The organism is Paenibacillus glycanilyticus NBRC 16618 (assembly GCF_004000805.1).
In the GTDB taxonomy this organism is placed as follows: Bacteria; Bacillota; Bacilli; order Paenibacillales; family Paenibacillaceae; genus Pristimantibacillus; species Pristimantibacillus glycanilyticus.
Genome location: NZ_BILY01000002.1, coordinates 87,952 through 114,089 on the forward strand (window position 1 = coordinate 87,952; position 26,138 = coordinate 114,089).

At 52.4% G+C, this 26,138-nt stretch carries 22 protein-coding genes and 1 other annotated feature; of the genes, 9 read left to right on the plus strand and 13 right to left on the minus strand.

All coding sequences use genetic code 11. The features are described from left to right. Nucleotides 1-17 precede the first annotated feature (17 nt). Nucleotides 18-1,760, plus strand: a complete 1,743-nt coding sequence (locus PGL01S_RS01665) for a sensor histidine kinase (RefSeq protein ID WP_127490825.1) — start codon at nucleotides 18-20, stop codon at nucleotides 1,758-1,760. Nucleotides 1,761-2,387: 627 nt separating this feature from the next. Here the strand turns inward: PGL01S_RS01665 and PGL01S_RS01670 are convergent. Together PGL01S_RS01670 and PGL01S_RS01675 are read right to left on the minus strand one after the other, a co-directional pair. Further along, the gene (locus PGL01S_RS01670; protein ID WP_127490826.1) at nucleotides 2,388-5,435 is read right to left on the minus strand and encodes a carbohydrate-binding protein; all 3,048 of its coding nucleotides are present in this window, start codon (nucleotides 5,433-5,435) and stop codon (nucleotides 2,388-2,390) included. 180 nt (nucleotides 5,436-5,615) lie between these two features. After that, entirely contained in the window at nucleotides 5,616-7,934 is a 2,319-nt protein-coding gene (locus PGL01S_RS01675) for a glycoside hydrolase family 95 protein (RefSeq protein ID WP_307719623.1), read from the minus strand. Nucleotides 7,935-8,098: 164 nt separating this feature from the next. On the opposite strand from PGL01S_RS01675, the gene PGL01S_RS01680 reads away from it, so the two are divergent. Beyond that, nucleotides 8,099-8,965: a helix-turn-helix transcriptional regulator gene (locus PGL01S_RS01680; protein WP_127490828.1), complete on the plus strand. Its 867-nt coding sequence runs from the start codon at nucleotides 8,099-8,101 to the stop codon at nucleotides 8,963-8,965. Between the two features lie 64 nt (nucleotides 8,966-9,029). Here PGL01S_RS01680 and rplT read toward each other — a convergent pair whose 3' ends face one another. From rplT to PGL01S_RS01705, 5 genes are all read right to left on the minus strand, one after another. Further along, nucleotides 9,030-9,389: a 50S ribosomal protein L20 gene (gene rplT, locus PGL01S_RS01685; protein WP_127490829.1), complete on the minus strand. Its 360-nt coding sequence runs from the start codon at nucleotides 9,387-9,389 to the stop codon at nucleotides 9,030-9,032. A gap of 53 nt (nucleotides 9,390-9,442) precedes the next feature. After that, the gene (rpmI, locus tag PGL01S_RS01690) at nucleotides 9,443-9,643 is read right to left on the minus strand and encodes a 50S ribosomal protein L35 (protein WP_015842912.1); all 201 of its coding nucleotides are present in this window, start codon (nucleotides 9,641-9,643) and stop codon (nucleotides 9,443-9,445) included. A 20-nt stretch (nucleotides 9,644-9,663) separates the two neighbouring features. Beyond that, the gene (gene infC, locus PGL01S_RS01695; RefSeq protein ID WP_174806518.1) at nucleotides 9,664-10,203 is read right to left on the minus strand and encodes a translation initiation factor IF-3; all 540 of its coding nucleotides are present in this window, start codon (nucleotides 10,201-10,203) and stop codon (nucleotides 9,664-9,666) included. Nucleotides 10,204-10,219: 16 nt separating this feature from the next. Beyond that, nucleotides 10,220-10,380 (minus strand) — a sequence feature (ribosomal protein L20 leader region). 78 nt (nucleotides 10,381-10,458) lie between these two features. Further along, entirely contained in the window at nucleotides 10,459-11,697 is a 1,239-nt protein-coding gene (locus tag PGL01S_RS01700; protein ID WP_127490830.1) for a glycosyltransferase family 2 protein, read from the minus strand. 348 nt (nucleotides 11,698-12,045) lie between these two features. Continuing rightward, a complete protein-coding gene (locus tag PGL01S_RS01705; protein WP_127490831.1) occupies nucleotides 12,046-13,224 on the minus strand; it encodes a glycosyltransferase family 4 protein in 1,179 nt (392 codons plus the stop codon). Between the two features lie 296 nt (nucleotides 13,225-13,520). Here PGL01S_RS01705 and PGL01S_RS01710 point away from each other — a divergent pair, with 296 nt between their 5' ends. Then, complete coding sequence (locus tag PGL01S_RS01710) at nucleotides 13,521-14,084, plus strand: phosphatase PAP2 family protein (RefSeq protein ID WP_127490832.1); 564 nt, start codon at nucleotides 13,521-13,523, stop codon at nucleotides 14,082-14,084. A gap of 99 nt (nucleotides 14,085-14,183) precedes the next feature. Here the strand turns inward: PGL01S_RS01710 and trmB are convergent, their stop codons facing one another. Next, entirely contained in the window at nucleotides 14,184-14,948 is a 765-nt protein-coding gene (gene trmB, locus PGL01S_RS01715) for a tRNA (guanosine(46)-N7)-methyltransferase TrmB (protein ID WP_127490833.1), read from the minus strand. Between the two features lie 154 nt (nucleotides 14,949-15,102). Next, a complete protein-coding gene (locus tag PGL01S_RS01720; RefSeq protein WP_015842906.1) occupies nucleotides 15,103-15,309 on the minus strand; it encodes a hypothetical protein in 207 nt (68 codons plus the stop codon). A 297-nt stretch (nucleotides 15,310-15,606) separates the two neighbouring features. On the opposite strand from PGL01S_RS01720, the gene mnmL reads away from it, so the two are divergent. Both mnmL and mnmM read left to right on the plus strand, forming a co-directional pair. Next, nucleotides 15,607-16,572, plus strand: coding sequence for a tRNA modification radical SAM protein MnmL/YtqA (mnmL, locus tag PGL01S_RS01725; RefSeq protein ID WP_127490834.1), 966 nt, complete (start codon nucleotides 15,607-15,609; stop codon nucleotides 16,570-16,572). Nucleotide 16,573: 1 nt separating this feature from the next. After that, a complete protein-coding gene (gene mnmM / locus PGL01S_RS01730; protein ID WP_127490835.1) occupies nucleotides 16,574-17,152 on the plus strand; it encodes a tRNA 5-(aminomethyl)-2-thiouridylate-methyltransferase MnmM in 579 nt (192 codons plus the stop codon). Between the two features lie 549 nt (nucleotides 17,153-17,701). Here the strand turns inward: mnmM and PGL01S_RS31420 are convergent. Beyond that, entirely contained in the window at nucleotides 17,702-17,824 is a 123-nt protein-coding gene (locus tag PGL01S_RS31420) for a hypothetical protein (protein WP_280525697.1), read from the minus strand. Between the two features lie 144 nt (nucleotides 17,825-17,968). On the opposite strand from PGL01S_RS31420, the gene PGL01S_RS01735 reads away from it, so the two are divergent. Further along, complete coding sequence (locus PGL01S_RS01735; RefSeq protein ID WP_127490836.1) at nucleotides 17,969-18,967, plus strand: ROK family transcriptional regulator; 999 nt, start codon at nucleotides 17,969-17,971, stop codon at nucleotides 18,965-18,967. A 23-nt stretch (nucleotides 18,968-18,990) separates the two neighbouring features. After that, nucleotides 18,991-20,229 (plus strand): MFS transporter, encoded by a 1,239-nt coding sequence (locus PGL01S_RS01740; RefSeq protein WP_127490837.1) that lies wholly within the window; start codon nucleotides 18,991-18,993, stop codon nucleotides 20,227-20,229. A gap of 44 nt (nucleotides 20,230-20,273) precedes the next feature. Here PGL01S_RS01740 and PGL01S_RS01745 read toward each other — a convergent pair whose 3' ends face one another. From PGL01S_RS01745 to PGL01S_RS01755, 3 genes are all read right to left on the minus strand, one after another. Continuing rightward, nucleotides 20,274-20,948 (minus strand): deoxynucleoside kinase, encoded by a 675-nt coding sequence (locus PGL01S_RS01745; protein ID WP_127490838.1) that lies wholly within the window; start codon nucleotides 20,946-20,948, stop codon nucleotides 20,274-20,276. Nucleotides 20,949-21,075: 127 nt separating this feature from the next. Beyond that, nucleotides 21,076-22,902 carry a B12-binding domain-containing radical SAM protein gene (locus tag PGL01S_RS01750; protein ID WP_127490839.1) on the minus strand — a complete coding sequence of 609 codons (1,827 nt, stop codon included), beginning with the start codon at nucleotides 22,900-22,902 and terminating at the stop codon, nucleotides 21,076-21,078. Between the two features lie 130 nt (nucleotides 22,903-23,032). Continuing rightward, nucleotides 23,033-24,580: a stalk domain-containing protein gene (locus tag PGL01S_RS01755; RefSeq protein ID WP_164775343.1), complete on the minus strand. Its 1,548-nt coding sequence runs from the start codon at nucleotides 24,578-24,580 to the stop codon at nucleotides 23,033-23,035. 243 nt (nucleotides 24,581-24,823) lie between these two features. Here PGL01S_RS01755 and PGL01S_RS01760 point away from each other — a divergent pair, with 243 nt between their 5' ends. Then, nucleotides 24,824-25,792: an RluA family pseudouridine synthase gene (locus PGL01S_RS01760; RefSeq protein WP_127490841.1), complete on the plus strand. Its 969-nt coding sequence runs from the start codon at nucleotides 24,824-24,826 to the stop codon at nucleotides 25,790-25,792. A 4-nt stretch (nucleotides 25,793-25,796) separates the two neighbouring features. Continuing rightward, entirely contained in the window at nucleotides 25,797-26,093 is a 297-nt protein-coding gene (locus PGL01S_RS01765; RefSeq protein ID WP_127490842.1) for a DUF6509 family protein, read from the plus strand. The last annotated feature ends 45 nt before the right edge of the window (nucleotides 26,094-26,138 follow it).

The window sequence follows — 26,138 nt, forward strand, 5'->3', positions numbered from 1 at the left end:
CTGGGTGGTCTTAAATCATGAGGAAGCTGGCCGGATGGCTGATTAATCCTTTATACAATTGGCGGCTTCGCGAGAAGCTGTTCGTCATGTTTTTGCTCGGGGGCATTCTCCCCCTGCTCTTTTTCGTTCAATATTCGTACGAGACGATTCGCAGCGAGCTTTCTTCGCAGATGATCGCCAATACGAACTCTACGGTCGCGCAAATCAATTCCAACCTTGAAAACAAGCTGGACACGTACACGAAGCTGTCCGCAACGCTCTATCTGGACTCCAATATGCGCGCCTATCTGACCAACGATTATTCGAAGGATCCGTCGCTGTTCGTTGATGCTTACAAATACATCAATAACTCGTTCGTCAACATGCTGACGACAAACCCGGACATCGAATCCATGAGCATCTATATTAACAATGAGACGTTGCCCACGGACGGCATGTACATCAAATCCATGGATCAGAAATTCCGCAGCTCGCTGGCTTACAAATCGCTTAGCGGCAGCTTTGGGGACGTAAGGTTTGTCACCTCCCCTCCCGAGCCTGACAAGCCTCCGATGTTCACGCTGACGCGGCTGCTCAACATCAGCAGCATGAATAATCCGTACGGCGTTTTAACGATCAATATTCTAGAGTCCGATATTTTCCGGCTGATGGAGAAGGAAGCGAGCGACAAGGCGGTGCTGATCATTAATGAAGAAGGCATCGTGATGTCCGCCAAGGACAAAAGCCTTCTTAACCAGCCGATCGACCTGCCCGAACCATTCCCCGCCGAAAATAACGGGCGGTTCGACAGCACCTATAAAGGCCAGAAGGTGCTGGTCGTCTACAACACGACCAAATACGGCTGGAAGAGCGTTTCGCTTATTCCCTACAGCAGCTTCTTGTCCAAGGCTCATTTGACGGCAAAAAGAATACTGACTTACGCGTTGGTCAGCCTTGGCCTTATGGCTATCCTGATTTACGTCACCGCACGGCTGTTCACCAAACGGATGGAAAAGCTTGTTGGCATGATCCGCCGCATCGAACGGGAGGACTTCGAGCTTATCGACATCCGGCCGCTTGGAAGGGACGAGATCGGTCAAATCGGCAATGCGCTGCGAAAAATGAGCCAGCGCCTAAGCTCGCTGATCTCGGATGTCTACATGAAGGAAATCGACAAGCGGGAGGCGGAGCTTAACGTGCTGCAAGCTCAGATCAATCCGCATTTCCTGTATAATTCGCTTGCTTCGATCTCTTCGCTAGCCATCCGCAACGATGACCCGCGAATGAACAAGATGGTGACCGATCTGGCCAAGTTTTACCGGATCTCGCTGAACAAAGGCAAAAACACGCTGTCCATCCACGAGGAGATTCAATTGACCCGTTATTACGTATCGATCCAGCAGGTGCGGTTCGCCAATCTGCTTCGGGTTCACTACGATATCGAGGAATCGGTCTTGCCTTGCCGGATTCTTAAGCTGACTCTTCAGCCATTCGTGGAAAATTGCATCAATCATGCGATCTGGGATCATGAATGCGGCATTAACATCATTATCCGGGCTTACCGCGAGGGACAAGACATCATCCTGAAGGTCATCGATGACGGCATGGGGATGAAGATGCCAAGCGGCGATCTGCCGCAAAGCGAGGATACGTTGTCCGGCTACGGCGTCCGCAACGTCGATAATCGGATTAAGCTATTGTTTGGCGATTCGTATGGGGTGTCGATATTTAGTCGACTTGGAATCGGGACGTCGGTGACGATTCGGATTCCTGGGAAGTAAGAACATCGCTCCGCGGGTAGGTTAAAGGGCATGCTGCGCAATTAAATGTTCTTCCGATCGCCATTGCTCGGGGATTCCTTGAACAATCCTAGCGGATTGGAATCCCCAGAGCAAAAGCGAACGTTACACTTCAACAGAACCATTCAATTGCTCCGCCTGCACTTAACCTGCAGGTTAAGTTCTTACACTGCCAAGGAAAAGGATCGTCACCACTTTGGGGTGACGCGAAAAAACGGCTGTGCTGGATTTACCCGGCACAGCCGTTTTTGGAATTCAAGTGCAAGTGCGGGGTCAACCTCTACCGCATTGGAAAGAAGATTCGGCAACAGCTACATTGGATATAGTCCAACGTTTTTCATGCATTAGAGCTCTGGAGCTAACCTTCATTGGAGTTCATCCAACGAAATTAGCCGTTTTGGGCGTCTAAGTCCACTTTTGGACGTTTACGCTGGATAGAATCCAACGTACACGCCAATTTCGGGCATTGCGGCATCATTCTAGTGGACGAAATCCAACGTAGAGAAATTAAGGTCGGTGCATTGGGGCATCGCGTGTAGTGGGGAGGAAAACAAAAGACTCCATATAACAAAAGGCTGTGCCGGGATTTACCCGGCACAGCCTTTTAGCTTATTTCTTGATTTTCACTTTGTAGAGCTTGGATTGAGCGCCGTCGAGGTTTACCTGGAGATTATCGTTCGCTTCGACTTTGGAGTTGGTCCAAGCGTCCGTAAGCTCAACCTTTGTTGTTGCCGATACGCCAAAAGCACGCTTCAGATCGACGGTTTTCGTTACCGCGTCATTCGTGTAGTTAAACACGGCAAGGTAATAGTCCTTCTTGTCCTGGAGGACAAAGATATCCGCCGCGGCGTTGCCCGTATTGCCTTCAACCGGGCGGAATGCTTCGCCGATCAGGGCAATATCGTTGACGTTTTTGTTCGTGAGCAGCGATTTCATCAGCTTTTGCGTCTCCACGTTGCTGACGTCGTCGGAGTTCATGTAGATGGTGCCGGAAATAGCCGCGGCATTAACCCGCGTCTGAGCCGCGTTAAACGAGCCGCCTTTTGCAAGCGTCATGTAATCCGGATCGGTGTAAGAATAAATCGTGCCGTTCTGCCACCAGCCGTAAGTCAGGTTGTTCAACTGGTATTCCGTACGGCCAAGCGAGCCGTCGACATCGCAGGAAATCCGTCTTGCGTGCGCGTATTGGCTAGGGAACATCGGCGCGATCGACGCGCTGATGAACATTTTGCCGCCCAGCGTCTTGTTGATATGAGCCATTCCCTGGTTGTAGGCCTGAATGCCGGTCTGCACGTTAGGATCGTAATGCTTGCCCTCGAAGGAGCCATGGGACAGGAAGTCGATCTTGATATATTCAAAGCCATAGTCCAGGAACTTGTTGAAAATATACTCGATACGCTGCTTCGAGCCCGGATGCGTCGGATCAATCGCATACGCGCCGTCTACCTTCGGAAGAATGTTGCCATTCGCGTCGCGGAGTACGATATCGCCGTACGTATACTTGCCGTTTGTTCCTTCCACCGGCTGCGACATGTTGTCACCCCAGTATACGAACGGACCATAGTAAATGCCGGCTTTTTGCCCGTTTTTCTTAATAACCTTTACCGCGTCGCGAAGCTGCTGCTCAGACAGGTTATCCCAATAGGAATCCATATTGATATAGACCGTGCCTTTGTTCGTAAACGACTTTTGCAGATTATCCTTGAAGAAGTTCGATACCTCTACGACTTTGTCGTAGCTGAGCGAGTTTTCGTAAGCGCCCCAGCTGTTCCAGCCAACCGGCACGCCGGAAGGCACGCCCTTCTCGAATTTAAGCGGCGGCGCTACTGCCGCATTAGCTTCCCCGTAGTTCTCCAGTCCATCGCGGTAATCCGCATAGTAACCAACCGCAATTTGAGGGGAAGTGATCGTTGTGCCCGACACTTTGCCATGACCGATGCTGTCATGAGTGGATGTGAGCGAAGTGAAGCCGCCGTACACCTTCAATTTGTTCAGCTTGTCATTCGAGCCGCTCCAGAAAATACCGGTCTTCCATACGTCATGCGTTACCGAACCGATAACAAGTCCTGCGCGGCTCGTATTGTCATAGATCGCCGTCATTTCCGAGCTAATGTAGTTATTGTTGTTCAGAGCCGTATTGATCGTACGAGCCTGATAACGGGACCAGGCATCGTTATCATAAGGCGTGATCAGGACGCGGTTGTCGCCGCTAGTTCCGAGATCCACGCCGCCGCTCGCATTCACGACAAGCGGAGCCATGTCGTTCGAGCTGATGGCGGAGCTGCCCGTTACCTGCTGGGATACAAGGAAGTAAGACTGATCTTCGTACAGCTGATAAATCTGTTTCATAACCGGAAGGCCTTCACTTTTGTTCTCAACGGTGATGCGGATGCCCTTGCCGTGCCCGTCCTTGATTTTCTCCACGCTGCTAAGCTTGAAGCTATGCTCGCTGTATTTGCGGCTGTCCAGCAGCTGATCTTCCAGCTGAGCGCTTGCGTAAGCGCCTTTTACAAGCGTTTTGCCGTTCCAGGCGTACGCAGAAAGCCCCGACTCCGTGTTGTAAGTGATGCTGTAGCTGCCGGATACGAAGGTTGCCCCTTTTTCGTACGCGGTTACCTTGATCGAGCCGTATTTCTTGGAATCGAGCGCTTTCCCGATCTGGCCGATGTTGTCCACCGGACCCGGATCCTCGCCCGGACCTTCCGTGGAAGCAATCTCGATCTTGTCGATATCCGGCGACCAGCCGCCGTCATCGTTAAACGTGATCGTATTTGCCCCCGCCTTCAACTCAACCTCCAGCTTGAATACGCCAAGCGTGTCCCAGTTCTCGGTTTTAGGCAAAGCGTAGTTATCCGACGGACCGTCGTTAACGGCAATCGATACCGGACGCGGGTCTCCGGATATGTAAGAAACGCTAAGCGTGTACACGCCTGCTTTCTCCGCCATTACGTCACGGAATTGCAGGGTCGAGCCGCCCCACAGATTGCCAACCTTTTTGCCGCCCGAGCAGCCGGTTGCCGCGCTGCAGCCGCTTACGGAAGCATTGCCCGTCAGAACGTTATTCGCCGCTTCCGCCTCGTAAGCCGTGCCCGTGCCAGGCTCGCCAGAACCTCCATCAGACAAGCGAAGCTCAATGCGGTCGATGTCCGGGGAATAGCCGCCCTCATCGTCCAGGCGGATCGTGTTGCTTCCCGCCTTCAGCTCAAGCTCCAGCTCGTAGACGCCAAGCGTGTTCCAATCGGCGGTCTTCGGCAAATCGTAATGATCAATCGAACCGCCGTTTACGCTGACTCCAACCGATCTCGGATCGCCCGAAATATAATGGATCGTCATCGTATAAACGCCGGCTGTATCTACCGTTGCTTCGTTAAAGGTGAGCGACGAGCCGCCCCACAGTCCTCCAACGATTTGGCTGCCCGAGCAGCCGGTTGCTTCCGCGCATGCCTTGATCTCCGCTTTGCCCGACAATGTGTTGACAGCGGATTCAGCCTCAAGGGAATAGCTGCCGGCAGATGCTGCATCGGCAACGGCGGTTACCTCCGCTCCTGCCGCCTCAACCTCCCGCCCGTTGGAGCTTACAGCTAATTGAAAGACCAGGACCGCTGCCAGCAGCAAAAACCATCCTTTGCCGGACCATGCCCCAAATTTCCTCTTCATTACATCAAGCCTCCTGTTCGCATCATAAAATGGTGAAGCGCTTTCAGTTTGCCTTTTCAATGTAAAATAGAGACAGGGCCCGAACAATCCAAATATTTAACGAACCATACGACAAACCGCCAAAGTTTGGAGAAAAGACCTTCAAGGCCCTTTCCTCTTTGGCGGTTTGTTAAGGATCTATTAAGCCGTTACAGCCTCAAGCAGCTTAAGCTTGCCGTCAAGCCGGTAGCGCTTGCCCGCTTCCATCCGCAGCTGAATCTGGCTGCCGCCGCATTTCACAACGGTCTCCAGATCCGAATAAGCGGTAATAACGGCTTCCGTCAATTGCCCGTTCTCCCAGCTGACGGCTGCTTCCGCATTCCCCTTTGCCCGAAGCCCCCGGTACGAGCCGGTTGCCCAATCCGCCGGCAAAGCGGGCAGGAGATGAATGGAACCCGCATGGCTTTGAAGCAGCATGTCCGCGATGGCGGCCGTACCGCCGAAATTGCCGTCAATGACGAAAATATTCGTCTCCGCGCCAGCCACGCCAGGCTTCGAGTAAGACAACAGATTATCGAAGCAAAGCTCCCCGATCAAATGACGGACATGCTTAACCGCCTGGTTGCCGTCATGAAGCCTGGAGAAGCCGAGGGCAAACAACGCTGCCGTAAACTCGATATCCTCCAGCTCATCGACCAGCATCCGTCCAAGCAGCGTCTGCCGCATAGCCTGACCAAGCTCGGGCGTCTCCTCGGGCGTAATCTGGTTGCCCGGATAAACGCCGTACATATGGGAGAAATGCCGGTGCTGCGGCTGCGCTTCCTCGTAATCCTCCAGCCACTCCTGCAGCTGTCCGCGTCTGCCGATTTGCAGCGGAGGCAGCAGCTCCATGGCTTCCTTCAGCCTCTCTTGCAGCTCTTCATCCACGGCAAGCAGCTCCGCCGACTCCAGCACAAAGCCGAACAAATCGTGTACCAGCATCTGATCCATCGTGGAGCCCATGGAAAGCTGCTGCTCGCCTTGCTCCTCCGGTCCCGGATAGAAGCTGTTCTCCGGCGAGGTCGACGGGCCGGTCACCAGCCAGCCGTATTTCGGATGAACGGTCATATAATCCAGAAAGAAAAGCGCCGCTTCCTTCATAACCGGGTAAGCCTGACGAGTCAAAAACCCGCGGTCTCGGCTATATTCGTAATGCTCTTTCAAATGGGTTGCGATCCAGAGCCCGCCTGTTACGTTCAGCCCCCATGAGCGCCCCCAGCCAGGCGAGGCGAATCCCCAAGCGTTCGAGAACACATGCGCCACCCAGCCTTCGCAGCCGTAGAAATCTTCCGCGGCCGCACGCCCCGCATAAGAAAGCTGCTCGATGTAATTCATAAGCGGAATATGGCATTCCGCAAGGTTGCTGATCTCCGTCGGATAATAGTTCATCTCCGTATTGACGTCCAGATGATAGTCGCAGCTCCAGGCCATGGCGTTAGCCTCGCCGTCATTCCAAAGTCCCTGCAGATGAAGGGGCAGACGGGAATCCGCCCGCGTACCGGCAATCGTCAAATATCGCCCATACTGGTAAAACAACGCGATAAGTCCGTTATCCGCTGACTCCCCGGCTCTCAGCTTGCGGATGCGCTCGTCTGTAGGCAGCAAATCAAACGACTTGGATTCGCCAAGATCGAGATCAACGCGGCCGTAGAGCGACCGGTAATCCGCGATATGATCCCTGAGCAGCCGCTCGAAGCCTTTTGCCTCCGTCGCTTCAATCCGTTCTGAAGGCTCCGCCTTCCATGCCTCATCGCTTCGTCCATAGTCGGTTGCTACGGCAAAATACAGAACAACCTCATCGGCTTGCTCGATTGTTACCGAACCGCCTTCTCCTAATACACGCCCGCCCGTAACGACTGCTTTTAAAGCGCCTTCGCTCCATACCCCGCAGGTGCCGTCGCTATGGATGTCCTCCGTCGCCTGCGTGCGGAAAACAAGCTTATCCGGTCCATCGAGCCGGGCTTCAAACGTAGTTGTCCTGCCCTCCATACTCAGCGTTAGAGACACGGAGCCTGCCTGATCCCCTTTAATCCGGGAGACAAGCACGCCATCCGGGTGGGACACAAATGTTTCCCTTCGCATGACCGCTCCGGAACCGCTTCGGTAAGAAACCGCGGCAACCGCTTTCTCGAGGTCCAGCTCTCGCACAAGCTGACTGCCCTCATCCTTGTAGGAAATGAGAATATCGCATAAGGACAGATTGGTTCCAAAGTTGCCTTTCTCCGGTTCAAGCTGCTCGGCAGCCAGTTTATCTCCAAGCACATAGTTGCCGTTGAAAAAAGCCTCGCGCATCGTCTTCAGCTTTTCCTTGGCATCCGGCGATCCGCCGAACCGCTCCGGCTTGCCTGACCAGAAGGTGATCTCCGTCATATTCCAGGTCTCGCTGTTGATGCCGCCATGCAGCACCGCGCCAAGCTGTCCGTTCCCTAGCGGAAGACCCTGCTTCCAGCCCGAGGCCGGCTCGGTATATACCATTTTCATCCTGCTCATCCTCTCAAGTTTTAGCTAAATGTCCGTTCTTCAAGTGAAAGCCCTTTCGCAAATCATGGCATTATTGTAACATTGAACGGAAAGAGCGTATTTGTCCGACAGTCCTATTATTTAACGATTAATCCGCTAATTTTTGCTCGAGAGCAGGGAACCGAATGAAAACGATAAATGAAATAAAGCCCTATGTCGGCGATTCCATGCGTTATCTATACGTGGGGGGCTGGAACGAAAAGCTGCGCATCAGCAACGTCTACGCGTTCCATCTGTTTGTTGACGGACCCGGGGAAATGGAAGTGAACGGAAAGCTTTATCCGATTGAACGCGGGACGCTTATCTTTCTGCGCCCCGGCGAGCCTCATGCCTTCCATATCCGGAAAGGACAGCCGTTATCTTCGTATAATCTCTACTGCAATCTGTGGGAAGGGACTTCCGAAGCCTATAACCGGGTATTCATCCATGCCCCGGAGCCGTTTGAGCTGGAGCCCGGCTCGCGCGAGGAGCCATGCCCGGAGCTGGATTCGCTGCCCAGCTTCTTCTCGCTTCAGCCTTATCCATGGCTGTACGATGCTTTCGTTACGCTCTCCAGGCAGTTCGATAACAGCCAGCATTACCGCGCGGAGCTGGTGAACAGCATGCTGTATGCCTGGATGCTCAGCTGGTACAACGTTGTTCACACCCACCAGCCCAGCGATTTCCGAATCGTCAAGCTGCTCGCCTATTTGAACGAGCATCCCGAGACGCGCTCCCAAGTCGAAGATTGGGCGGCCATGTGCGGCCTTAAGCGCTCCTACTTCCATTCCTTGTTCCAACGCGAGACCGGGTTTACGCCGCAGGTATACCGCCATAGGCTTCTTATGAAGCAGGCTGCCCAGCTGCTCGTCGAAACGGATTATTCCGTAACGGCTATCGCAGAACGGCTCGGGTATACGTCGATTCATCCATTCACCCGCCATTTCAGTGCTTATTACGGCGTTAGTCCCCGCGCTTACCGGCTTCAGCCCTCTTCCGAGCGGGAGATGTAGCTTGAACGAAAAAAAAGAGGTTGTCCCCCTCAGGGACAACCTCTTCTCTATATCACGCTTAAAACTAAGCGTTGATTTTCGCTTTTGCAACGCCAGCAAGGGAGTTGAACGAGTTGATGTCGTTAACAGCCAGGTCAGCCAGCATTTTGCGGTTTACTTCGATGCCAGCCAGTTTCAGGCCGTACATGAATTTGTTGTAGGAAAGACCGTTTTGACGAGCAGCCGCGTTGATACGAACGATCCACAGTCTGCGGAATTCACGTTTGTTTTGACGACGGTCGCGGTATGCGTAAAGAAGCGACTTACCAACTTGCTCCTTTGCTGTTTTAAACAGACGGTGTTTCGAACCGAAATAACCTTTTGCCAGTTTAAGAATTCTTTTACGACGACGAGCGCGGACAAAACCGCCTTTAACTCTTGCCATGAGTGGAAACCTCCCGTAGGTTGAATTTGATTAAGCTATCTGAACGATTGCTACTATTTAAGGTTAGCGAGACCTTGTTGAATACGACGAACGTCGCCAGCTGCCATCAGTGGTTGGCCAGCAAGAACACGTTTTTGACGACCGGATTTGTGGGAAAGCAAGTGGTTTCTGTACGCTTTGTAGCGTTTCACTTTACCAGTACCAGTAATTTTGAAGCGGTCTTTCAGACTGCTGTGTGTTTTCATTTTAGGCATGTCGATTATCCTCCCTTTATTTAACTGTTGCTTTTTGGTGCCAAAATCATAATCATGCTCCGGCCTTCCAGCTTCGGTGCACGTTCTACGCTGCATATTTCGGCAACCTCTTGCGCCAGACGGTCCAGAATTTTCTGGCCGATGGCGGCATGAGCGATTTCCCGTCCGCGGAAGCGTACGGAGGCTTTAACTTTATCGCCTTCGCCCAAGAACTTCACAACGTTGCGGTATTTCGTTTGATAGTCATGCTCGTCGATGTTGGCACGGAACCAAACTTCCTTCAGGTCGACGATTTTTTGATTTTTGCGTGCTTCTTTTTCTTTCTTCTGCTGCTCGTAACGGAACTTACCGTAGTCCATAATCCGGCAAACCGGCGGTTTAGCCGTTGGTGCTACATTCACCAGATCCAAGCTCAGGTCAATTGCCATCTGCATAGCGTCACGGATCGATTTGATACCGATTTGCTCGCCGTCCGCGCCTACAAGTCGTACTTCTCTGGCCCGGATCTCATCGTTGATTTGATGTTCTCTGCTAATAACGTGCCACCTCCAAGATAGGATGTTTATGTGTTGTGGTGCAAAATAAAAAATGCGGGTTCGCACGAACCCGCATTGTTATAACCGTTGATTGTGGCCGCCCTCGTTACCTCGCAGGGAAGCAACTCGTTAAGCTAGTCAGTTATCGCAAACCAGTCGGCGTGACCGAAAGGTGAGAAGCGGGTGCTTCTGCTTGTGCAAATATGTTTTGTCAAAAACGTTACCGACATACTATAACACAATGGATTTCTATGTGTCAACCCATTATGTCATGCCTTATTACAGCTGTTTGCTTTGCACGTCCTCCAGACGGATAACGCGCGTATGCTGCGTATGGCTCCATTTCTTGTTGTTTTGCGTGAAGAACGCGTGAACCGTAATCGGCCACCACGACACGGTAAAGAGCAGGAATGTCGGAATCCGCAAGTAAAGCTTCCACGGCACCTTCGCCATGTACATCGACAAAGGAATCTGGATAAACACGTAAGCCATATACGGAATGCTCAGCCAGATTGGCAGCAGGTTGTATACCGATTCCACATTGTTGCCGCCAAACAGAAGCATGTCGCCCCAGATGATCGCTGCAATGAAAAAGCCGGCCAAATAGTTATATGCGTTAAATACGTACAGCGAAGCATCGATTTTCGTCATGCTGCGTTCTTTAATGCCCTGCCACAAAAGCGGCAGCATGTACTTGCGCGTAACGTCGAAATGTCCTTGCATCCAGCGCAGGCGCTGACGTGCCGATGCCTGGAACGTAATTGGCTTCTCGTCGAACACTTTCGCTTCGAAATTAAACTTCGGATAAATACCCCGTTGGATGCAACGCACCGTAAATTCCAAGTCTTCTACGAGGCTTGTTGCGCCCCAGCCCATTTCCTGAAGCAGCTTGGCATCAAAGCACATGCCCGTGCCTCCGAGGAAGTTAGCCAGACCCAGATTCGTGCGCGGCAGCTGCCACAGGCGGTTACAGAACCAGTAGTTGATCGCGTTCGCCGAGCTGATCCACGAGTCGTTCGGGTTTTTCGTATCCAGGTAGCCCTGAATAACGCGGTGTCCGTTAATCAAATCATTGTTCATGTACTGCAGGAAATCGGTCGCTACCAGATTGTCGGCATCAAAGATCGCAACGCCGTCGTAGCTTTTCGGCATCTTCCACAGTTCCTTGAGCATCCATTCCACGGCGTAGCCTTTGCCCCGCTGGTTCTTGTTATTGCGCACGCAGGCATAAACGCCTTCGTAGCTGTTCACAATATCGACCGTGCCGTCCGTGCAGTTGTCGCAGATGACAAAAATGTCAAACAGCTCGCGAGGATACTTCAGCTTCAGCAGATTTTCGATAAGCGCTCCTACAACCTGCTCCTCGTTATGCGCCGCAATCAAAAGCGCGAAAGTTTTTTGCGGCGGATGGGATAAATCTTCTTTTTTGCGGTGCCAGCCAAAACATGTCAAAAACAGTTGGTACAAGCCCAGCAATGCGAATACGATCTGGAATACAAGCATAATCGTGTTGAACATTTTTCGGTACTGCCCCCTTGAGACCCCTTTTTAATTGCCCGTTCTAATCGACCTGCTATCAGGCGCCGACAGGCTCTTTATCATAATTCTCTCTTGTGTCCGGTCCGTTTTTTTTGTTTGTGTAAACGAATCGCGGGACATTTTGATTTTCCACAGATTGATTATCTTTGTCAAAAGCTCTAATTCCCGCCATTATCCGTTATCCAGCCATTAAAACGCTTGCATGGCAGTCAGATGGTTCCATTACCTCCTTTTGCGCCCTATCGCCCTTATTTTCATCCATTTCCTAATTTTTTAGCCCTTACGTCCAATACATACGTAAAGAGTTGATACAATGTTCCCGGTCCGTCACTTCGCTTTGTGACGAATATGTGGCTGTACCGGAATCGAATACCGTTCAAAGCTGGCGGCCAGCTTGTCGAAAATAGCGTTCCAGGACTGTTTCTGGCTGTAGATGCGTCCTTGCTCGGCAATCGCCGCGCGCAGCTCCGGATTGCTGTACAGAAGCCCCATCGCGTTCGTAAATGAACGGGGATCCTCCGGATTGCACTGCAGTCCCGTTACGCCATGCTGAACGGAATCCGTTACGCCTCCCTTGTCGGCGCAAATGACCGGCGTCCCGCAGGACATCGCCTCCAGCACCACGTTGCCAAATGTTTCCGTTGCCGAAGGGAACAGGAACAAATCGGCGGAAGCATACCATTTTTGCAAATCCGGCATAGCCGTAAACCCTATGAAACGGGCGTCGATTCCTTCGCGGCGGCACCGTTCCTTCAGCGCATCGGAAGAAGGTCCGTCGCCCGCGATGACAAAAACCGCTTCCTCGCTTATATTTTGCCGAAATTCCGCAAAAGCATCTAATGCGATATCGACATTTTTTTCGGGAGCTAATCTTCCCACGTACAGAACGACAAATCGATCGTTGTCGATTCCGTGCCGGAGAAGCCACTCCTCCCGGTTGACAGACGGATGAAAGGCTTCCGTATCAATGCCGCGGCTCCATACTTCAAGCCGGCCGTCATCCCAGCCCTTCTCCTTCAAATCCTCGTACGTGGAACGGGAAGGGACGTAGATGGAGCGGCAGTCATGGTGAAACCATTCCATATATCTCCATAACAGCTTTGCCATCCATTGCAAATTGTAAAACGGCAAATATTGATCAAAATGGGTATGGTAGGACGCAACGAGAGGAATCCGGAGCTTGCGGGCATAATGAATGCCGCAAAGTCCAAGGTTAAACGGAGTAGCTACGTGGATAATCGTTGGATTGAATTCTTTTAACGCCCTGCGGATATGAATGGGATTGGGAAGTGCCAGGCGGCACTCGGGGTATAGGAAGAAAGGTAGGCTGGCGAAGCGCTCAACGGAAGTGGATGCTTTGCCGCTTTGCTTGCCTGCAGCCGGATCCGGAGCCAGAACAAGCACTTCCGCACCCTGCCGCTTCAAATAGTCGGTCCAGCGGCCAAGCGTGCGTGCCACGCCATTCACATCAGGTTCAAACGTGTCGGTAAAAAGCGCAACTCTCATGAAGAACGCCTCCTAAAATGAATTAACACCTACAAAAGGCAAAGGTTCAGCCGTTGTGGTGATTCATGCCTCGAAAGCATAAGCTTCGGAATGAAACCTTGATCGGCTCCATTCTACAGGAGGTCTGTTAGCGAATAATCAACCTCATTTTAAAGATTGGTTAATCTTTTGAAATTCGGCTTCTTCGTATAAACTTAAAACTTGTACAACCTTATTTATTGAACCATAATAGACAAATATCGATTATAATGTGTGGGAGTTAAGAATTGCTCTTTAATCTTTTTAGGAGGAAACGGATGAGAAGAATGATAGGGTGGTTACGAACCCGGGAATTGCAAATGATCCTATGGGCGAATCAACGCCGATCACAAAGCAGGCTTCACCGGTTGCTTGGGGTTTATTTAAGCACGGTGACGCATGTTGGAGGAGCGTCCTTTACACTCATCAGCTCTTTCCTCGTTGCCATGTTTGCACCTAATCCCTGGAGCACGACAGGCTGGCAATGCTTTACTGCCGTATTTATCAGTCATCTACCGGTCTATGTCGTGAAACGGAAACTAAAAAGGCTTCGCCCTTATCAGGCGTTAAACGGAGTAAACACGGGGAAAAATCCGCTTGTCGACTCCTCCTTCCCTTCCGGACATACAACCGCTATCTTCGCCTATGTCGTTCCGATTATCGGAGCAGGCGGAGTATGGTTCCCGATTATCCTGCCCGTTGCGGCCGTACTCGCTCTGTCGGTTGCGTGGTCACGCATGTATCTCGGCCTTCATTACCCGTCCGACGTGGCAGCCGGCGCGCTTGTCGGCACGTTGACGGCAATAACCGTTCAATACAGCTGGACTCTTACTTTATTTTGAAAGCAAGGGGAACGGCTTGGCGGAGCTATGCTGATGAGAAGAAACTTATAAAAATCTTAGAATTGAAAAAGGCTGTTCCCCGCGGGAACAGCCTTTTTATTATTCTGCCGAATCGTCTTCGTCTTCACCGGCGTTCTCGGCTTCCGCTTCTTCGCGGCGCGAGTTCTCCAGCTTGCTTTCGCGGTATTCGCGCAGCACGGTTTCGCCAATTACCGCTTCCAAGCGGTAGATCGGCTGGCCCTTCTCCATAAACTTCATCTCGTATTCGGTAAATACCAGATCCTCGCGCGGACCGTTCTTATGAAGATTAAGCGAGATATTGCGGAGCTGGAATTCCACCTCGGCAAAGCTATTAAGGGAGAATTCGAACAGAGATTCCGAATCGGTCTTGAAATGGATCTCTCCGCGTTCGTTCAGCAGCTGGGCATACTTGCGCAAAAAGCGCGGATGGGTCAGCCGGCGGCGGGCATGCTTGCTTTTTGGCCATGGATCGCTGAAGTTCAGGTAAATCCGCTCGATCTCGCCAGGCTCGAACATTTCTTCGATATGCTCGATGTTCGCGCGAAGCAGCGCCAGATTAGGCGGCTCTTCCACTCCGCTTTCCTCCCAAATGCTGCGAGCCTTGTCGCTTGCGCGACGGATCAGCTCGTCGTACATATCAACGCCGATATAGTTATTGTCCGGGTTGCGGAAGCTCATATTGCTGATGAAACGGCCTTTCCCCATGCCAAGCTCTACATGGATCGGCTTATCGTTGCCGAAAAACTCGCGCCATTTCCCCTTGTGCGGCTTCGCATCCAATACGACTAATTCCGGCTGCGCTTCCAGCGACTCGCGGATTCCTTTTCTTCCTCTTAAACGCATCTTGTACAGGTCCTCCTACAAATTAAGCTAGTCCCTATTGTGCCCAAGTTCGGCCGCCTTGTAAAGATGCCAGCGGGAATGACGCAAAAGAAAAAGCCTTTAACGATTTTTCAATCGCCAAGGCTTTAGGTTTGTATGGATATTGGCATAATCATTAAACGAGCATTTGGTAATCAATCGGACCTTCGGATTGAATGTCGCGGTACGTGTTCTCGATAATCTCGTTCAACTTCTTGCGTGCGGATATTTCGATATGATGGTTGTTGTGGAAACGAACTCCTGTAAGCGCCATCAATTCTTTGACTGTTAATTCAACCGTTACTTTCTCATCACCATGCGGAATTCTTGTTTGTTGACTCATTAGGATCACCTCATCGATTTTTTTATTACAGCATTTCCAGTTTATCGACGTTTTATGACGATCATTACGAATTAAGCATGTAAGGTTTTTTCATTGATTTGTCGCACTTTTAATATAACAGATCATGTAAGGTATAGCAAGCCTATTTCGCTCCCGTTTTAAAATAATTTCCAGCTTGTTCTACGGTTCAAAATGTCTCTTCGGATGTCTGGCCATCCGCCTAATCCGGCATGGCATTTCCCCCTTCTTTCCGATAAAATGGAGAATGCCATTCTTATCCGTATAAAGGAGAACCGCATGAAAGCAAATTCAACATCCTTGACGCCAGGACAGCCGATGCTGTGGGGCGACAAGCGATTTCATACATGGAACTACGAGATGCGCGAGCAGCTAGGCGGCAAAGTGTTCAAGGTGACCCTTGATGCCGGCTTTACCTGTCCCAACCGGGACGGCTCGATTGCCAAAGGCGGCTGCACGTTCTGCAGCGCCCGCGGGTCCGGCGATTTTGCCGGCAGCCGGCGTGATGATCTCGTTACGCAATTCAATAAAATCCGCGACCGCCAGCATCAAAAATGGCCGGAGGCCAATTATATCGGCTACTTCCAGGCGTATACGAATACGTACGCACCCGCCCTGGAGCTTCGGGAGTATTACGAGGTGATTTTGCAGCAGCCGGGTGTGGTGGGGTTATCGATCGCAACGCGGCCAGACTGCCTGCCTGACGATGTCGTCGATTATTTGGCCGAATTGAACGAACGGACCTACCTATGGGTGGAAATGGGCTTGCAGACGATCCATGAATCAACCTCGGAGCTCATCAACCGCGCCCATGATACCGCCTGCTATCTCGATGCGGTACGCCGCCTGCGCGAACGTGGCATCCGCGTATGCACGCATATTATTTACGGTCTGCCGCAGGAGTCGCACGAAATGATGCTGGAGACGGGCCGGGCGGTTGCCGCGATGGACGTGCAGGGCATCAAAATCCACCTGCTCCATCTCATGCGCAAAACGCCGATGGTTAAGCAATACGAAGCCGGACTGCTCCGCTTCCTGGAGCTGGACGAATACGTCAAGCTGATCGTCGACACGCTTGAATTCCTGCCGCCGGAGATGATCATCCATCGCCTTACCGGCGATGCGCCAAAGGAGCTTCTCATCGGGCCGATGTGGAGCATGCAGAAATGGGTGGTGCTGAATGCGATCGACGCGGAACTGAAACGCCGCGGCACATGGCAGGGCAAGCTATGGGGGGCGGTGTAAAATGGGGTTTCTGTCTATTCTCAGCATGGCGCATCAATGGATCGCCGAACGCGTGCAGCCGGGCGACATTGTCATCGACGCTACCGCTGGAGGGGGCGTCGACACGCTGAAGCTCGCCGAGCTGGTCGGAGCGCGCGGCACGGTGCACGCGTTCGACATCCAACAGGATGCGCTGGACCGCACGCTCGAGCGGCTCCGCCCGCTGGAGGAGCGCGGCAAGCTGCCGCAGGTGCGGCTTCACCTGCGCAATCATGCACTTATGGCGGAGGCCATTGGCCCGTCCGCCGAAGGAAACGTTGCAGCCGTGATGTTCAATCTCGGCTATTTGCCGGGCGGCGACGAGTCGGTCATTACGGTACCGACGACAACGATCGCCGCCCTGGACGCGGCGATTGCGCTGCTGCGCCGCGGCGGCATTGTCACTGTCGCGCTGTACCCGGGGCATCCGGGCGGCGCGGAGGAGGCGGCGATTGTCGCCGACTGGGCAGCGAAGCTGCCCGGGGCTTTGTACGCGGCTGTGCTGTACCGCCAGCCGCAAAGAGACACCGCGCCGTATTTGGTCGCGGTGGAGAAGAGGTAAGCTGCCTGAGGCTTGCCTGGCAGCTTCAAAAAGCGCCCCCGAAAGGTCGGACTGACCTTTCGAGGGCGTTTTTTATACCACGGGCATTGCGCTCGCTGCCCTCGCTCCCCTCCGCCCAGCCCTTAACGATGCCCTGCATCGTTAAGCACACACAAACCAGCTACTTTTCTCTCCTTTGCGATATCCCACATCGTTAAACTGCCGCAATTCCGCTCAATTCTGCCGCCTCCCGCCTCCGTTCGCCTCCTTAACGATGTGCCGCATCGTTAAGGACTCACAAACCAGCTGCTTTTCTCTCCTTAACGATGCGCCGCATCGTTAAGCCTAGCAAACACTCTCATTTCCACCGGTTTCCCGCCTCCGTTCGCCACCTTAACGATGCGCGGCATCGTTAAGCACACACAAACTAACTGCTTTTCTCTCCTTAGCGATGTGCCACATTGTTAAGCTCTGCAAATTCACTCATTTCTGCCGCTTCCCCGCCTCCGTTCGCTTCCTTAACGATGTGCCACATCGTTAAGGACACACAAACCAGCTACTTTTCTCTCCTTAGCGATGTGCCACATTGTTAAGCCCTGCAAATTCGCTCATTTCTGCCGCTTCCCCGCCTTCGCTCGCCTCCTTAACGATGCCCCGCATCGTTAAGCCCGCTAAACGCCAATCTCCTCCCAATTCCCGTTCCCTCCGGCACTATGCCTGCCAACGTAAAACATTTTCTCACGACTCTCCTCTTGCTCTCCGGAATCATTTTTGATACGATCAAACCAACTTATTAAAGACGTTTAATAAGTCTGTACAGAGGAGCTGTAGTTAACCGTGACTGATTTCCCGGCAACACCCAAAGAGATGAAAAACGTAATTCTATACGGCCTGCGTTCCGCCCTGCTGACGCTGGGGAGCGCGACCAAAGCGGAGCTTAGCCAAAAGCTTGGCCTTAGCTTCCCGACGATCAGCAAGTTTCTGACCCAAATGGAAGAGGCCGGCGAGCTGATGACCGTAGGGCTGGACGATTCGAGCGGCGGAAGAAGAGCTCAACGATACGCGTACAATACGGAGTTTATGCTGGGGCTGGCTATCTTTTTCGAGAAGTCGGAGATCAGCTATACGATCTTTAACTGTGCGGGAGAAACGAAGGAGCAAGGCACGACGTCAAGCGCGTTAATGAACGATCTTCCCAGCCTGACCTTGTACATCGAACAGCTTCTGCTGAGTCATCCCACTATCAAGTCCATAGCAATCGGAGTACCGGGCGCGGTCAATAACGGTCGGGTCATCCATATCCCGGATTACTCCAACTTTCAGAACATTAACCTGAAGCAATACCTGGAGGAGCAATTCTCCCTGCCCGTCGTGGTGGAGAACGACATGAATGCCGCCGTGCTGGGCTATTACAAAACAGGTAGCCACGAGAACAATCCTTCCCTTGTCTATTTGTACTTTGGGCAATTCGGCCCGGGCGCTGGCATTATGATCAACGGAGATGTCGTAAGAGGAAGCACCTTCTTCTCCGGAGAGGTCTCCTTCGTGCCCCAGTACAATGAACTGAACTTCCAGCAAGCGATACAAAAAAAAGACGGGGCCAGCAGGCTGGATGCCATCAGCCGGCTTATCGCATCGATTACGGCGATTATCAACCCGCATACGATTGTTTTTAACAACGCCGAGGTAACGGAGGCCATCCTGGGACGAATCTTGGAGCGAAGCGCCGATTATATCCCGAAGGAGCATCTCCCTCTTCTGAAGGCGAGCGATATGAAGAAGGATTATCTGGACGGCCTGCAAAGCCTCGGGCTGGAACTGATGATCTCCATTTGAATAAAAGAAACAGGTGAACGAGCATGGCAACTTTTTTTCTGATCATTATTTATTTGGCTTTTATCAGTCTCGGATTGCCGGACTCCCTGCTCGGAACGGCGTGGCCGGTCATGCGGCCGGAGCTGAACGCTCCCCTTGGAGCGGCAGGCGTGCTGTATATGACCATTGCCGCCGGAACGATCGTATCCAGCCTCGCCAGCGGTACGATTCTTAATCGCTTCGGCACCGGAAGAGTAACCTTGGTCAGCTGCATTATGACCGCTGGCGCCCTGCTTGGTTACGCCACCTCCCCGTCCCTCGTCTGGCTGCTTGTTTGCGCGATCCCGTTAGGTCTTGGAGCCGGGGCGGTTGACGCCGGCCTGAATAACTACGTGGCCGCCCATTACAAAGCGCATCATATGAGCTGGCTTCATTGCTTCTGGGGCGTAGGCGCTACGCTTGGACCTGTCATTATGGCTCAATTCATTACCAATAACGCCTGGAGGTACGGCTATCTGACCGTGGCGGCTATCCAATGCGCGCTTGTCGTCATCCTGTTCTTCTCCCTCCCCTTATGGGACCGGGTTGCCAAGATTCATAGCAGAGTCTCACACCTCGCCGCGCAGGAAGAAGCCGTAAATGAGCCCGAGGAGAAGACTGCGGCAGGTCATCCGTTAAAAATCAGAGGCGTGAAGCTTGCTCTCGTTTCCTTCATGCTGTACTGCGGGATTGAAGCGGCGGTAGGCCTGTGGGGCAGCAGCTATCTTGTAAACATGAAAAACGTATCCGCTTCTACCGCCGCGCAGTGGGTGTCGCTCTACTATGCAGGCATTACGGCAGGCCGGTTTATTACCGGCTTCATCACCTTCAAGGTCAGCAACCGCAATCTGATCCGCGGGGGCCAATTAATCGCCTTAATCGGCGCCCTGCTGCTTTTCCTTCCGCTGCCCGAAGGCTTTGCGCTTGCCGGCTTCATCATTGTGGGCTTTGGCCTTGCCCCCATCTACCCGTGCATGCTGCATGAAACGCCGGTACGGTTCGGGAAAAAGAAATCGCAGTCCATTATGGGGTACCAGATGGCCGTGGCTTACACGGGCAGCACGCTTATGCCGCCGCTTCTCGGTTTATTGGCTTCCTCGATTACCATCGGCATTTTCCCGTTCTATATCGTCCTGTGCACGGCAGCCATGTTCCTGTTTACGGAACGGCTGAATATTTTCCTTAAACCAAAAACCAACCTGGCGCATGCAAGCATAGGTTCAGGTTCGGACCCATCCGTATAAACACGCAAAAACTGCCGGGATGCCCCGGCAGTTTTATTTTATCCCTATTCGCTTGCGGCAGCCGCCTGCGCCTTTGCCAACCGCGACGCTCCGATTACGCTGCTAATTTGCGCGATAATTCCGTCCAGCGATGCCGGCTCGTGAACATCGTATTCGTCAATGTTCAGCCTAAGCACCGGACAAGCGTTAAACTCGCCGATCCAGGCTGCGTAACGCTCATGCATCCGCTCCCAATAAGCGCGTTCCGTCTGAATTTCCATCTCCCGCCCGCGCGCCGCAATCCGGTTCAGAATGGACGGCAGGCTGCCTTCCAAATAAATCAGAACATCCGGATGCGGAAAATACGGCGTCATGACCATCGCTTCGAACAAGCTGGTATACGTCGCGTAATCCGTAGCGGTCATCGTTCCCTGATCCGCATGCATTTTCGCAAAGATGCCGGTATCCTCGTAAATGGAACGGTCCTGCACGAAACCTCCGCCTGCCTCAAAAATCGCCTTCTGCTCTTTAAAGCGCTCGGCTAAAAAATAGATTTGCAGATGGAAGCTCCACCGCTCAAAATCATGGTAAAACTTTTCCAGATACGGGTTATGCTCGACCTGCTCCAGCGAAGTCCGGAAGCCAAGACGCTGTGCGAGGGCAGACGTTAACGTCGATTTGCCGACTCCGACCGTACCGGCTATCGTAATAAGCGCATTAGAAGGAATGCCATGTTCCATGTATAATAACTCCTTTTATTCAACGTTCCGCATAGCTTCCTATTGTATCATATGAGCGGCCGCGGGCAATGGTTTTATATGGACGCATGCAAAATAAAAGCCGCCTCTCGGGGCGGCCTTGATTCTTTTAGAAACCTACGGACATGGCATCGGAGTTTACCCTCATAATGACCGGCTTAGGCGTCGGCTTCGCCTGACGTTCTCCTCCGCCAAGGGCATACAGGACGGCAAGCAGCGTATGGCTGCTCTTGACAACCTCGCCCGTCGCCAGATAATGCTCCAGGTCAAACGGAAGCAGCTCGATTACCGTATGCTTGTAAAGCTCCTTCTCGTTCAGCTGCAGATCGGCAAATTCACGGGATACTTCCTCCGGTCGCTCGGCAAGGCGGCGCATCCAGCCGCTCCATTCCGATTTGTCCATCGTGAATTCCCACCATGTTTTCCGCGGCTTGTAGTTATGGTTCAGGAAATAATCGTACTTCATGAGGCCAAGCACGACATCCAGATCCAGCTTAGCCGCTTCTTCGGATGCCGCACTCGCTTTGTACTCGGACAGGAATGCCCAGAGCCTTGAGAACAGATCCTCAAGCTGATGACCGATCTTCTGCCAGCCTCTTTCCTCCCAGAAGTCGCCAAAGTACTGGAAGAAATCAAACGGAGAAGGAAAGACCTCGTTGACCAGGTAGCCCAAAGTACGGTCCATCCTGTGCGCGTTCCAGTACTTCTCCAGCACATCCTCAACCCGCTTGATCCGCACGATATCGGCAAACGGCATCAGCTCGTTGCCAAGCATCTCGTACGGCGCATGGTCCATGTAAATATAGCCCCACTTATCGGCGTCCCGCCGCAAGCCCGTGCCGCGCAGCATCTTCAGGAAACCAAGCTGCAGCTCCTCCGGACCCAGCTCGAACACATCGTTAAACGTTCCGCGGAACGTGTCGTAATTCTCCAGCGGCAAGCCCGCGATCAAGTCCAAATGCTGGTCGATCTTGCCGGACTCCTTCACCTTCGTAACGGTCCGCACGAGCTTCTTCCAGTTCTGGCGGCGCTGTACCGCCTCATTGGTCGGATCATTGGTCGATTGAACGCCAATCTCGAAGCGGAAAACGCCCGGCGGTGCATGCTCGGCCAAATAATCGAGCACTTCCGGCCGCATGATATCAGCGGTAATCTCGAACTGGAATACGCAGCCGCGGTGGTTCTCGATCAGGAATTTGAACATTTCGAGCGCATAGTCCCTCTTGATGTTAAAGGTGCGGTCCACGAACTTGATCAGCTTCGCGCCGGAATCGATCAAATAAGTAATATCGGCCTTCGTCCGCTCCATATCGAAATACCTGACCCCAACCTCGATACTAGACAAGCAGAATTGGCAGCTGAACGGACAGCCGCGGCTTGTCTCGAAATAAACAACCCGGCTGCCCAGATGAGGAATATCCTCCTCGAAGCGGTGCGGAGACGGCAGCGTCGCCAGATCCAGCTTCGGACGGCCCGGATTGAGAAGAATCTCTACCCGGTCCTCGCGCTGCTTGCGGTAAGCAATGCCGAACACCATATGGTATTTGCCCGCTCCCTCAATCTCCGTCAGCAAATGATGGAAGGTCTCTTCCCCTTCGCCCACAACGATAAAATCAACCTCCGGAATTCGCTCCATCCAATATTCCGTGTCGTAGCTCACTTCCGGTCCGCCAAGGACAATCTTGATCTCCGGCATGATTTTGCGCAGCATATTGATGACGGTAATCGTCTCTTCAATATTCCAGATGTAGCAGGAGAAGCCTACAACATCCGGTCTGCGCGAGAAAATATCCGAAACGATGTTCATCACGGGATCTTTGATCGTATACTCTGCGATTTCCATATCGAAATGCTCGCCGCTGTAAGCCTTCAGGCAGCGCAGGGCAAGCGAAGTATGAATATATTTGGCATTTAGCGTTGATAACACAACTTTCATCACGGTACCTCTTTCTGCTCTCATGCAAGCTTACCCTATTGTACCGAAAACACGGCCAAAAAAGAAGAGGCCCGCCGCAGGGAGCATCCATGCTGCCCCAACGGTAAGCCTCTTTTCGTATAATGGAGAATTAGTCCTTCATGTTAATATAAAGCTGATCTTTAAACTGCATATCCAGAATCGGGAAGCGAACCTCCCATTTGTCATTGCCGAGTGCTTTCACTTCGCTTGCGTCAAAGCCGCGCGGTTCGAAGCCGAAAATACGGTCGTAATAAATCTGGAATTGAATCTTTTCGTCCGGCAGCATGCGATGAAGCTCGGTTGCTAAGTTGATAGCCCAGGTGCGAAGACCCTCTTTATTCTGCCCGCCGTAATACGTGTAAAAGACGGGATCCATATCCGTCGTAATGACAAGCCAGCCTTGGGAATCCCGCGTAACCTTCCAGTTGCTCAGCTTCGCTTCCCCTTGTTCCGTCGAGAAAACGCCGAATTGCTCTTTCAATAAAGCCGCAATCTTGTCCTCCGATTGACCAACAAGCGTGTCCGGAAGCGTTGGATCGAGGAATTTCACTTTGGCGGAAGGCACTTTCGGGAGATCCTCCATCAGCATCGCCGCATAAACCGTCGAGACCGCGAAATTCAAATCCGCTTGCGACGTGTAACCCGCGGAGGTGATGCCGATCAGCTCGCCGTATTCGTCAAACAAAGCGCCGCCGGAGCTGCCATGGTCGATTGGGGCACTCGTCTGGATGTAACGCGTGCTTCCCTCATAAATGATATTGCTGACCAGACCGTCGGAAACCGTATTTTGAAGACCAAGCGGACTTCCGATCGCGACAACCTTATCGCCTTTTTTCACGTTCAGGCTGCTGTAGCCCACTTCGACCGGCGTCGAGCCAATCGACTGGTCGGTCTGGATAATCGCCAAATCATTGTTTTGGCTGTATGTAACAACGCCGGATACCTTGATTTGCTTATTGTTCACGGTAATAACCGTTGCCGAGGAAGCATCCTGCATCACATGGTAATTCGTCAGAACGTAACGGTCGCCAATAACAACGCCGCTGCCCAGACCCAGATTGGTCGTAATGGTTACCACGCTGTCGTCGTACATGTCGACTATCTGCTGCGGCGTATATTTCGGACGGTTTTTCAGCTCTTCCTGAAGCTGCTCGAATTCCTTTTCGTATTCGTATTCTTCTGTCGTGATTCGCACGGCCTGCTTGGCATTATCCCATTTCACCGTGCCTCCAAGCGATTCCGCTACGAAACGGGCCGGAACAAAGGTCGTATTGTTCTTGATTTCCGGTGCGGCGTCCAGCTTCACCGACTTGCCGTTAATGAGAGCTACTTTGTTGCCGATCGTAAGCGTAATGGATGTGTAATCCTTGCGGATGATAATCGTCTGCGCCTTCTCTTCCCAGGTTACGGAGGCATTCAAGGCTTTGAACAGCTCGCGCATCGGAACGAAGGTAACGCCATTTTTCGTATAGGGAGCTTTCGAGACCGAGAGCTTCTTATCGTCGACGTAAACGCTGATAGCGGAAGCTTTGGCCGTAGCGGCGAATTTAACGGGAGACGTTGCTGCTGCGGCATGCTGCGGAGCTCCGAGAGGAGAAAGCAGAAGGCCTGCTGCAAGCAGCGGAGTTAACAAGGTATATGATAATTTCTTTTTCACGATTACTTTTTCCTCCAAATTTTTACTGTATTACCAGCTAAAATGATAGATTAATCTATCGTACCACTATCTGCCTTCGTTTGTCTATGAAAATGGTTTCATAGGTTAATAATGCCAATGCTTATTATATCGGCTCAACATGAACGGAGTGTGAAGGGCTCTATGTAGAATTTGCAAAGCCGATCATGGTATAGTGATTGCAGTCAAGCTTGAGCAACTCAAGCGCAGGAGGAACTTAAAGTCATGTCAAAGAAACCCCATAGCCCCGGCCCGGCTAAAAGCGCTTCATCCAAAAACGGTACGGCCGCGCCAAACAAGTCGTTCCCCGTTACCGAGGCGTCCGAGCTGCTCGCTTTTTTGCTGGCTCATCTGAACCAGGGCCGCAATTCGGTCAAATCGCTGCTGGCGCATGGTCAGGTATACGTCAATGACCGCGCCGAAACGAAATATAACTACCCGCTTCAGCCCGGGCAAACGGTTGTCATCCGCAAGGAACGGGAAAAAGAAAAGTTTCCCCTCGTCGGGCTTACGATTCTGCACGAGGACGAGCATGTCATTGTGGCCAGCAAAGAGGCCGGCCTTCTTACGATAGCTTCGGACAAAGAAACCGAGATGACCGCGTACCGCCAGTTAATGGCTTATGTTCGCGATTCCGATCCGAAGAACCGGATCTTTATCGTTCACCGCCTCGACCGGGATACGTCCGGGGTGCTGATGTTCGCCAAAAGCGAAGCCGTGCAGCAAAAGCTGCAGGAAGAGTGGCAGACGATCGTGAAGGAGCGCTCTTACGTTGCGCTTGTGGAAGGCGAAGTGAAACGGCAAGAGGGCACGATCTCCTCCTGGCTGAAGGAAAGCAAAACGCTTCGAATGTATTCCAGTCCGCATCCGAATGACGGTCAACACGCGGTTACCCACTACAAGCTGCTGCAGGCGGGAAAAGCCTTTTCGCTCGTTGAGGTTCATCTGGAGACCGGCCGTAAAAATCAAATCCGCGTTCATATGCAGGATATCGGGCATCCTATCGCGGGAGATAAAAAATACGGCGCGCACACTAAGCCGATTGGCCGCCTTGGCCTTCACGCGCGGGTTCTTGCCTTCGAGCACCCGGTAACGGGGAAGCTCCTGAAGTTCGATACCGGAATACCGAAGCTGTTCTACAATCCGCTCCGGAATGCGGCAGCCCAGGCAGACAACAGAAGAAGCAAAGGATGATCATATGCTAGAGATTACAAGCTACAGCGTAGAATTTATTAAAGATCCGTTTGGCATCTTATCCGGACGCCGTTACGAGTTCCTGGTCGATATCGATCTGGATGAAGAAGACGAATTGTATTCAAGTAACGGCATCTATATCCGCGCCGTATACAGCGAAGAGGAAGGCGGCGGGCGTCTGATCAAGCATGAGCTGATCGAGCGGGTGACGGACAAGCTGCTCGACTTCGAATTGGAGGAAGACGAGGAGCAAGAGCTGCTTGCTTTCTGCAAGGAGCATTACAAGGAAGCGGATGAATAATGACGAAGAGGCTGACCGGTCGTTAGACGGGTCAGCCTCTTTTTT

Bases quoted from the DNA above. Each gene is read 5' to 3' on its own strand.
- PGL01S_RS01665 (WP_127490825.1), top strand. From the start codon at position 18: ATGAGGAAGCTGGCCGGATGGCTGATTAATCCTTTATACAATTGGCGG.
- PGL01S_RS01670 (WP_127490826.1), bottom strand. From the start codon at position 5,435: ATGAAGAGGAAATTTGGGGCATGGTCCGGCAAAGGATGGTTTTTGCTG.
- PGL01S_RS01675 (WP_307719623.1), bottom strand. From the start codon at position 7,934: ATGAAAATGGTATATACCGAGCCGGCCTCGGGCTGGAAGCAGGGTCTT.
- PGL01S_RS01680 (WP_127490828.1), top strand. From the start codon at position 8,099: ATGAAAACGATAAATGAAATAAAGCCCTATGTCGGCGATTCCATGCGT.
- rplT (WP_127490829.1), bottom strand. From the start codon at position 9,389: ATGGCAAGAGTTAAAGGCGGTTTTGTCCGCGCTCGTCGTCGTAAAAGA.
- rpmI (WP_015842912.1), bottom strand. From the start codon at position 9,643: ATGCCTAAAATGAAAACACACAGCAGTCTGAAAGACCGCTTCAAAATT.
- PGL01S_RS01700 (WP_127490830.1), bottom strand. From the start codon at position 11,697: ATGTTCAACACGATTATGCTTGTATTCCAGATCGTATTCGCATTGCTG.
- PGL01S_RS01705 (WP_127490831.1), bottom strand. From the start codon at position 13,224: ATGAGAGTTGCGCTTTTTACCGACACGTTTGAACCTGATGTGAATGGC.
- PGL01S_RS01710 (WP_127490832.1), top strand. From the start codon at position 13,521: ATGAGAAGAATGATAGGGTGGTTACGAACCCGGGAATTGCAAATGATC.
- trmB (WP_127490833.1), bottom strand. From the start codon at position 14,948: ATGCGTTTAAGAGGAAGAAAAGGAATCCGCGAGTCGCTGGAAGCGCAG.
- PGL01S_RS01720 (WP_015842906.1), bottom strand. From the start codon at position 15,309: ATGAGTCAACAAACAAGAATTCCGCATGGTGATGAGAAAGTAACGGTT.
- mnmL (WP_127490834.1), top strand. From the start codon at position 15,607: ATGAAAGCAAATTCAACATCCTTGACGCCAGGACAGCCGATGCTGTGG.
- mnmM (WP_127490835.1), top strand. From the start codon at position 16,574: ATGGGGTTTCTGTCTATTCTCAGCATGGCGCATCAATGGATCGCCGAA.
- PGL01S_RS01740 (WP_127490837.1), top strand. From the start codon at position 18,991: ATGGCAACTTTTTTTCTGATCATTATTTATTTGGCTTTTATCAGTCTC.
- PGL01S_RS01745 (WP_127490838.1), bottom strand. From the start codon at position 20,948: ATGGAACATGGCATTCCTTCTAATGCGCTTATTACGATAGCCGGTACG.
- PGL01S_RS01750 (WP_127490839.1), bottom strand. From the start codon at position 22,902: ATGAAAGTTGTGTTATCAACGCTAAATGCCAAATATATTCATACTTCG.
- PGL01S_RS01760 (WP_127490841.1), top strand. From the start codon at position 24,824: ATGTCAAAGAAACCCCATAGCCCCGGCCCGGCTAAAAGCGCTTCATCC.
- PGL01S_RS01765 (WP_127490842.1), top strand. From the start codon at position 25,797: ATGCTAGAGATTACAAGCTACAGCGTAGAATTTATTAAAGATCCGTTT.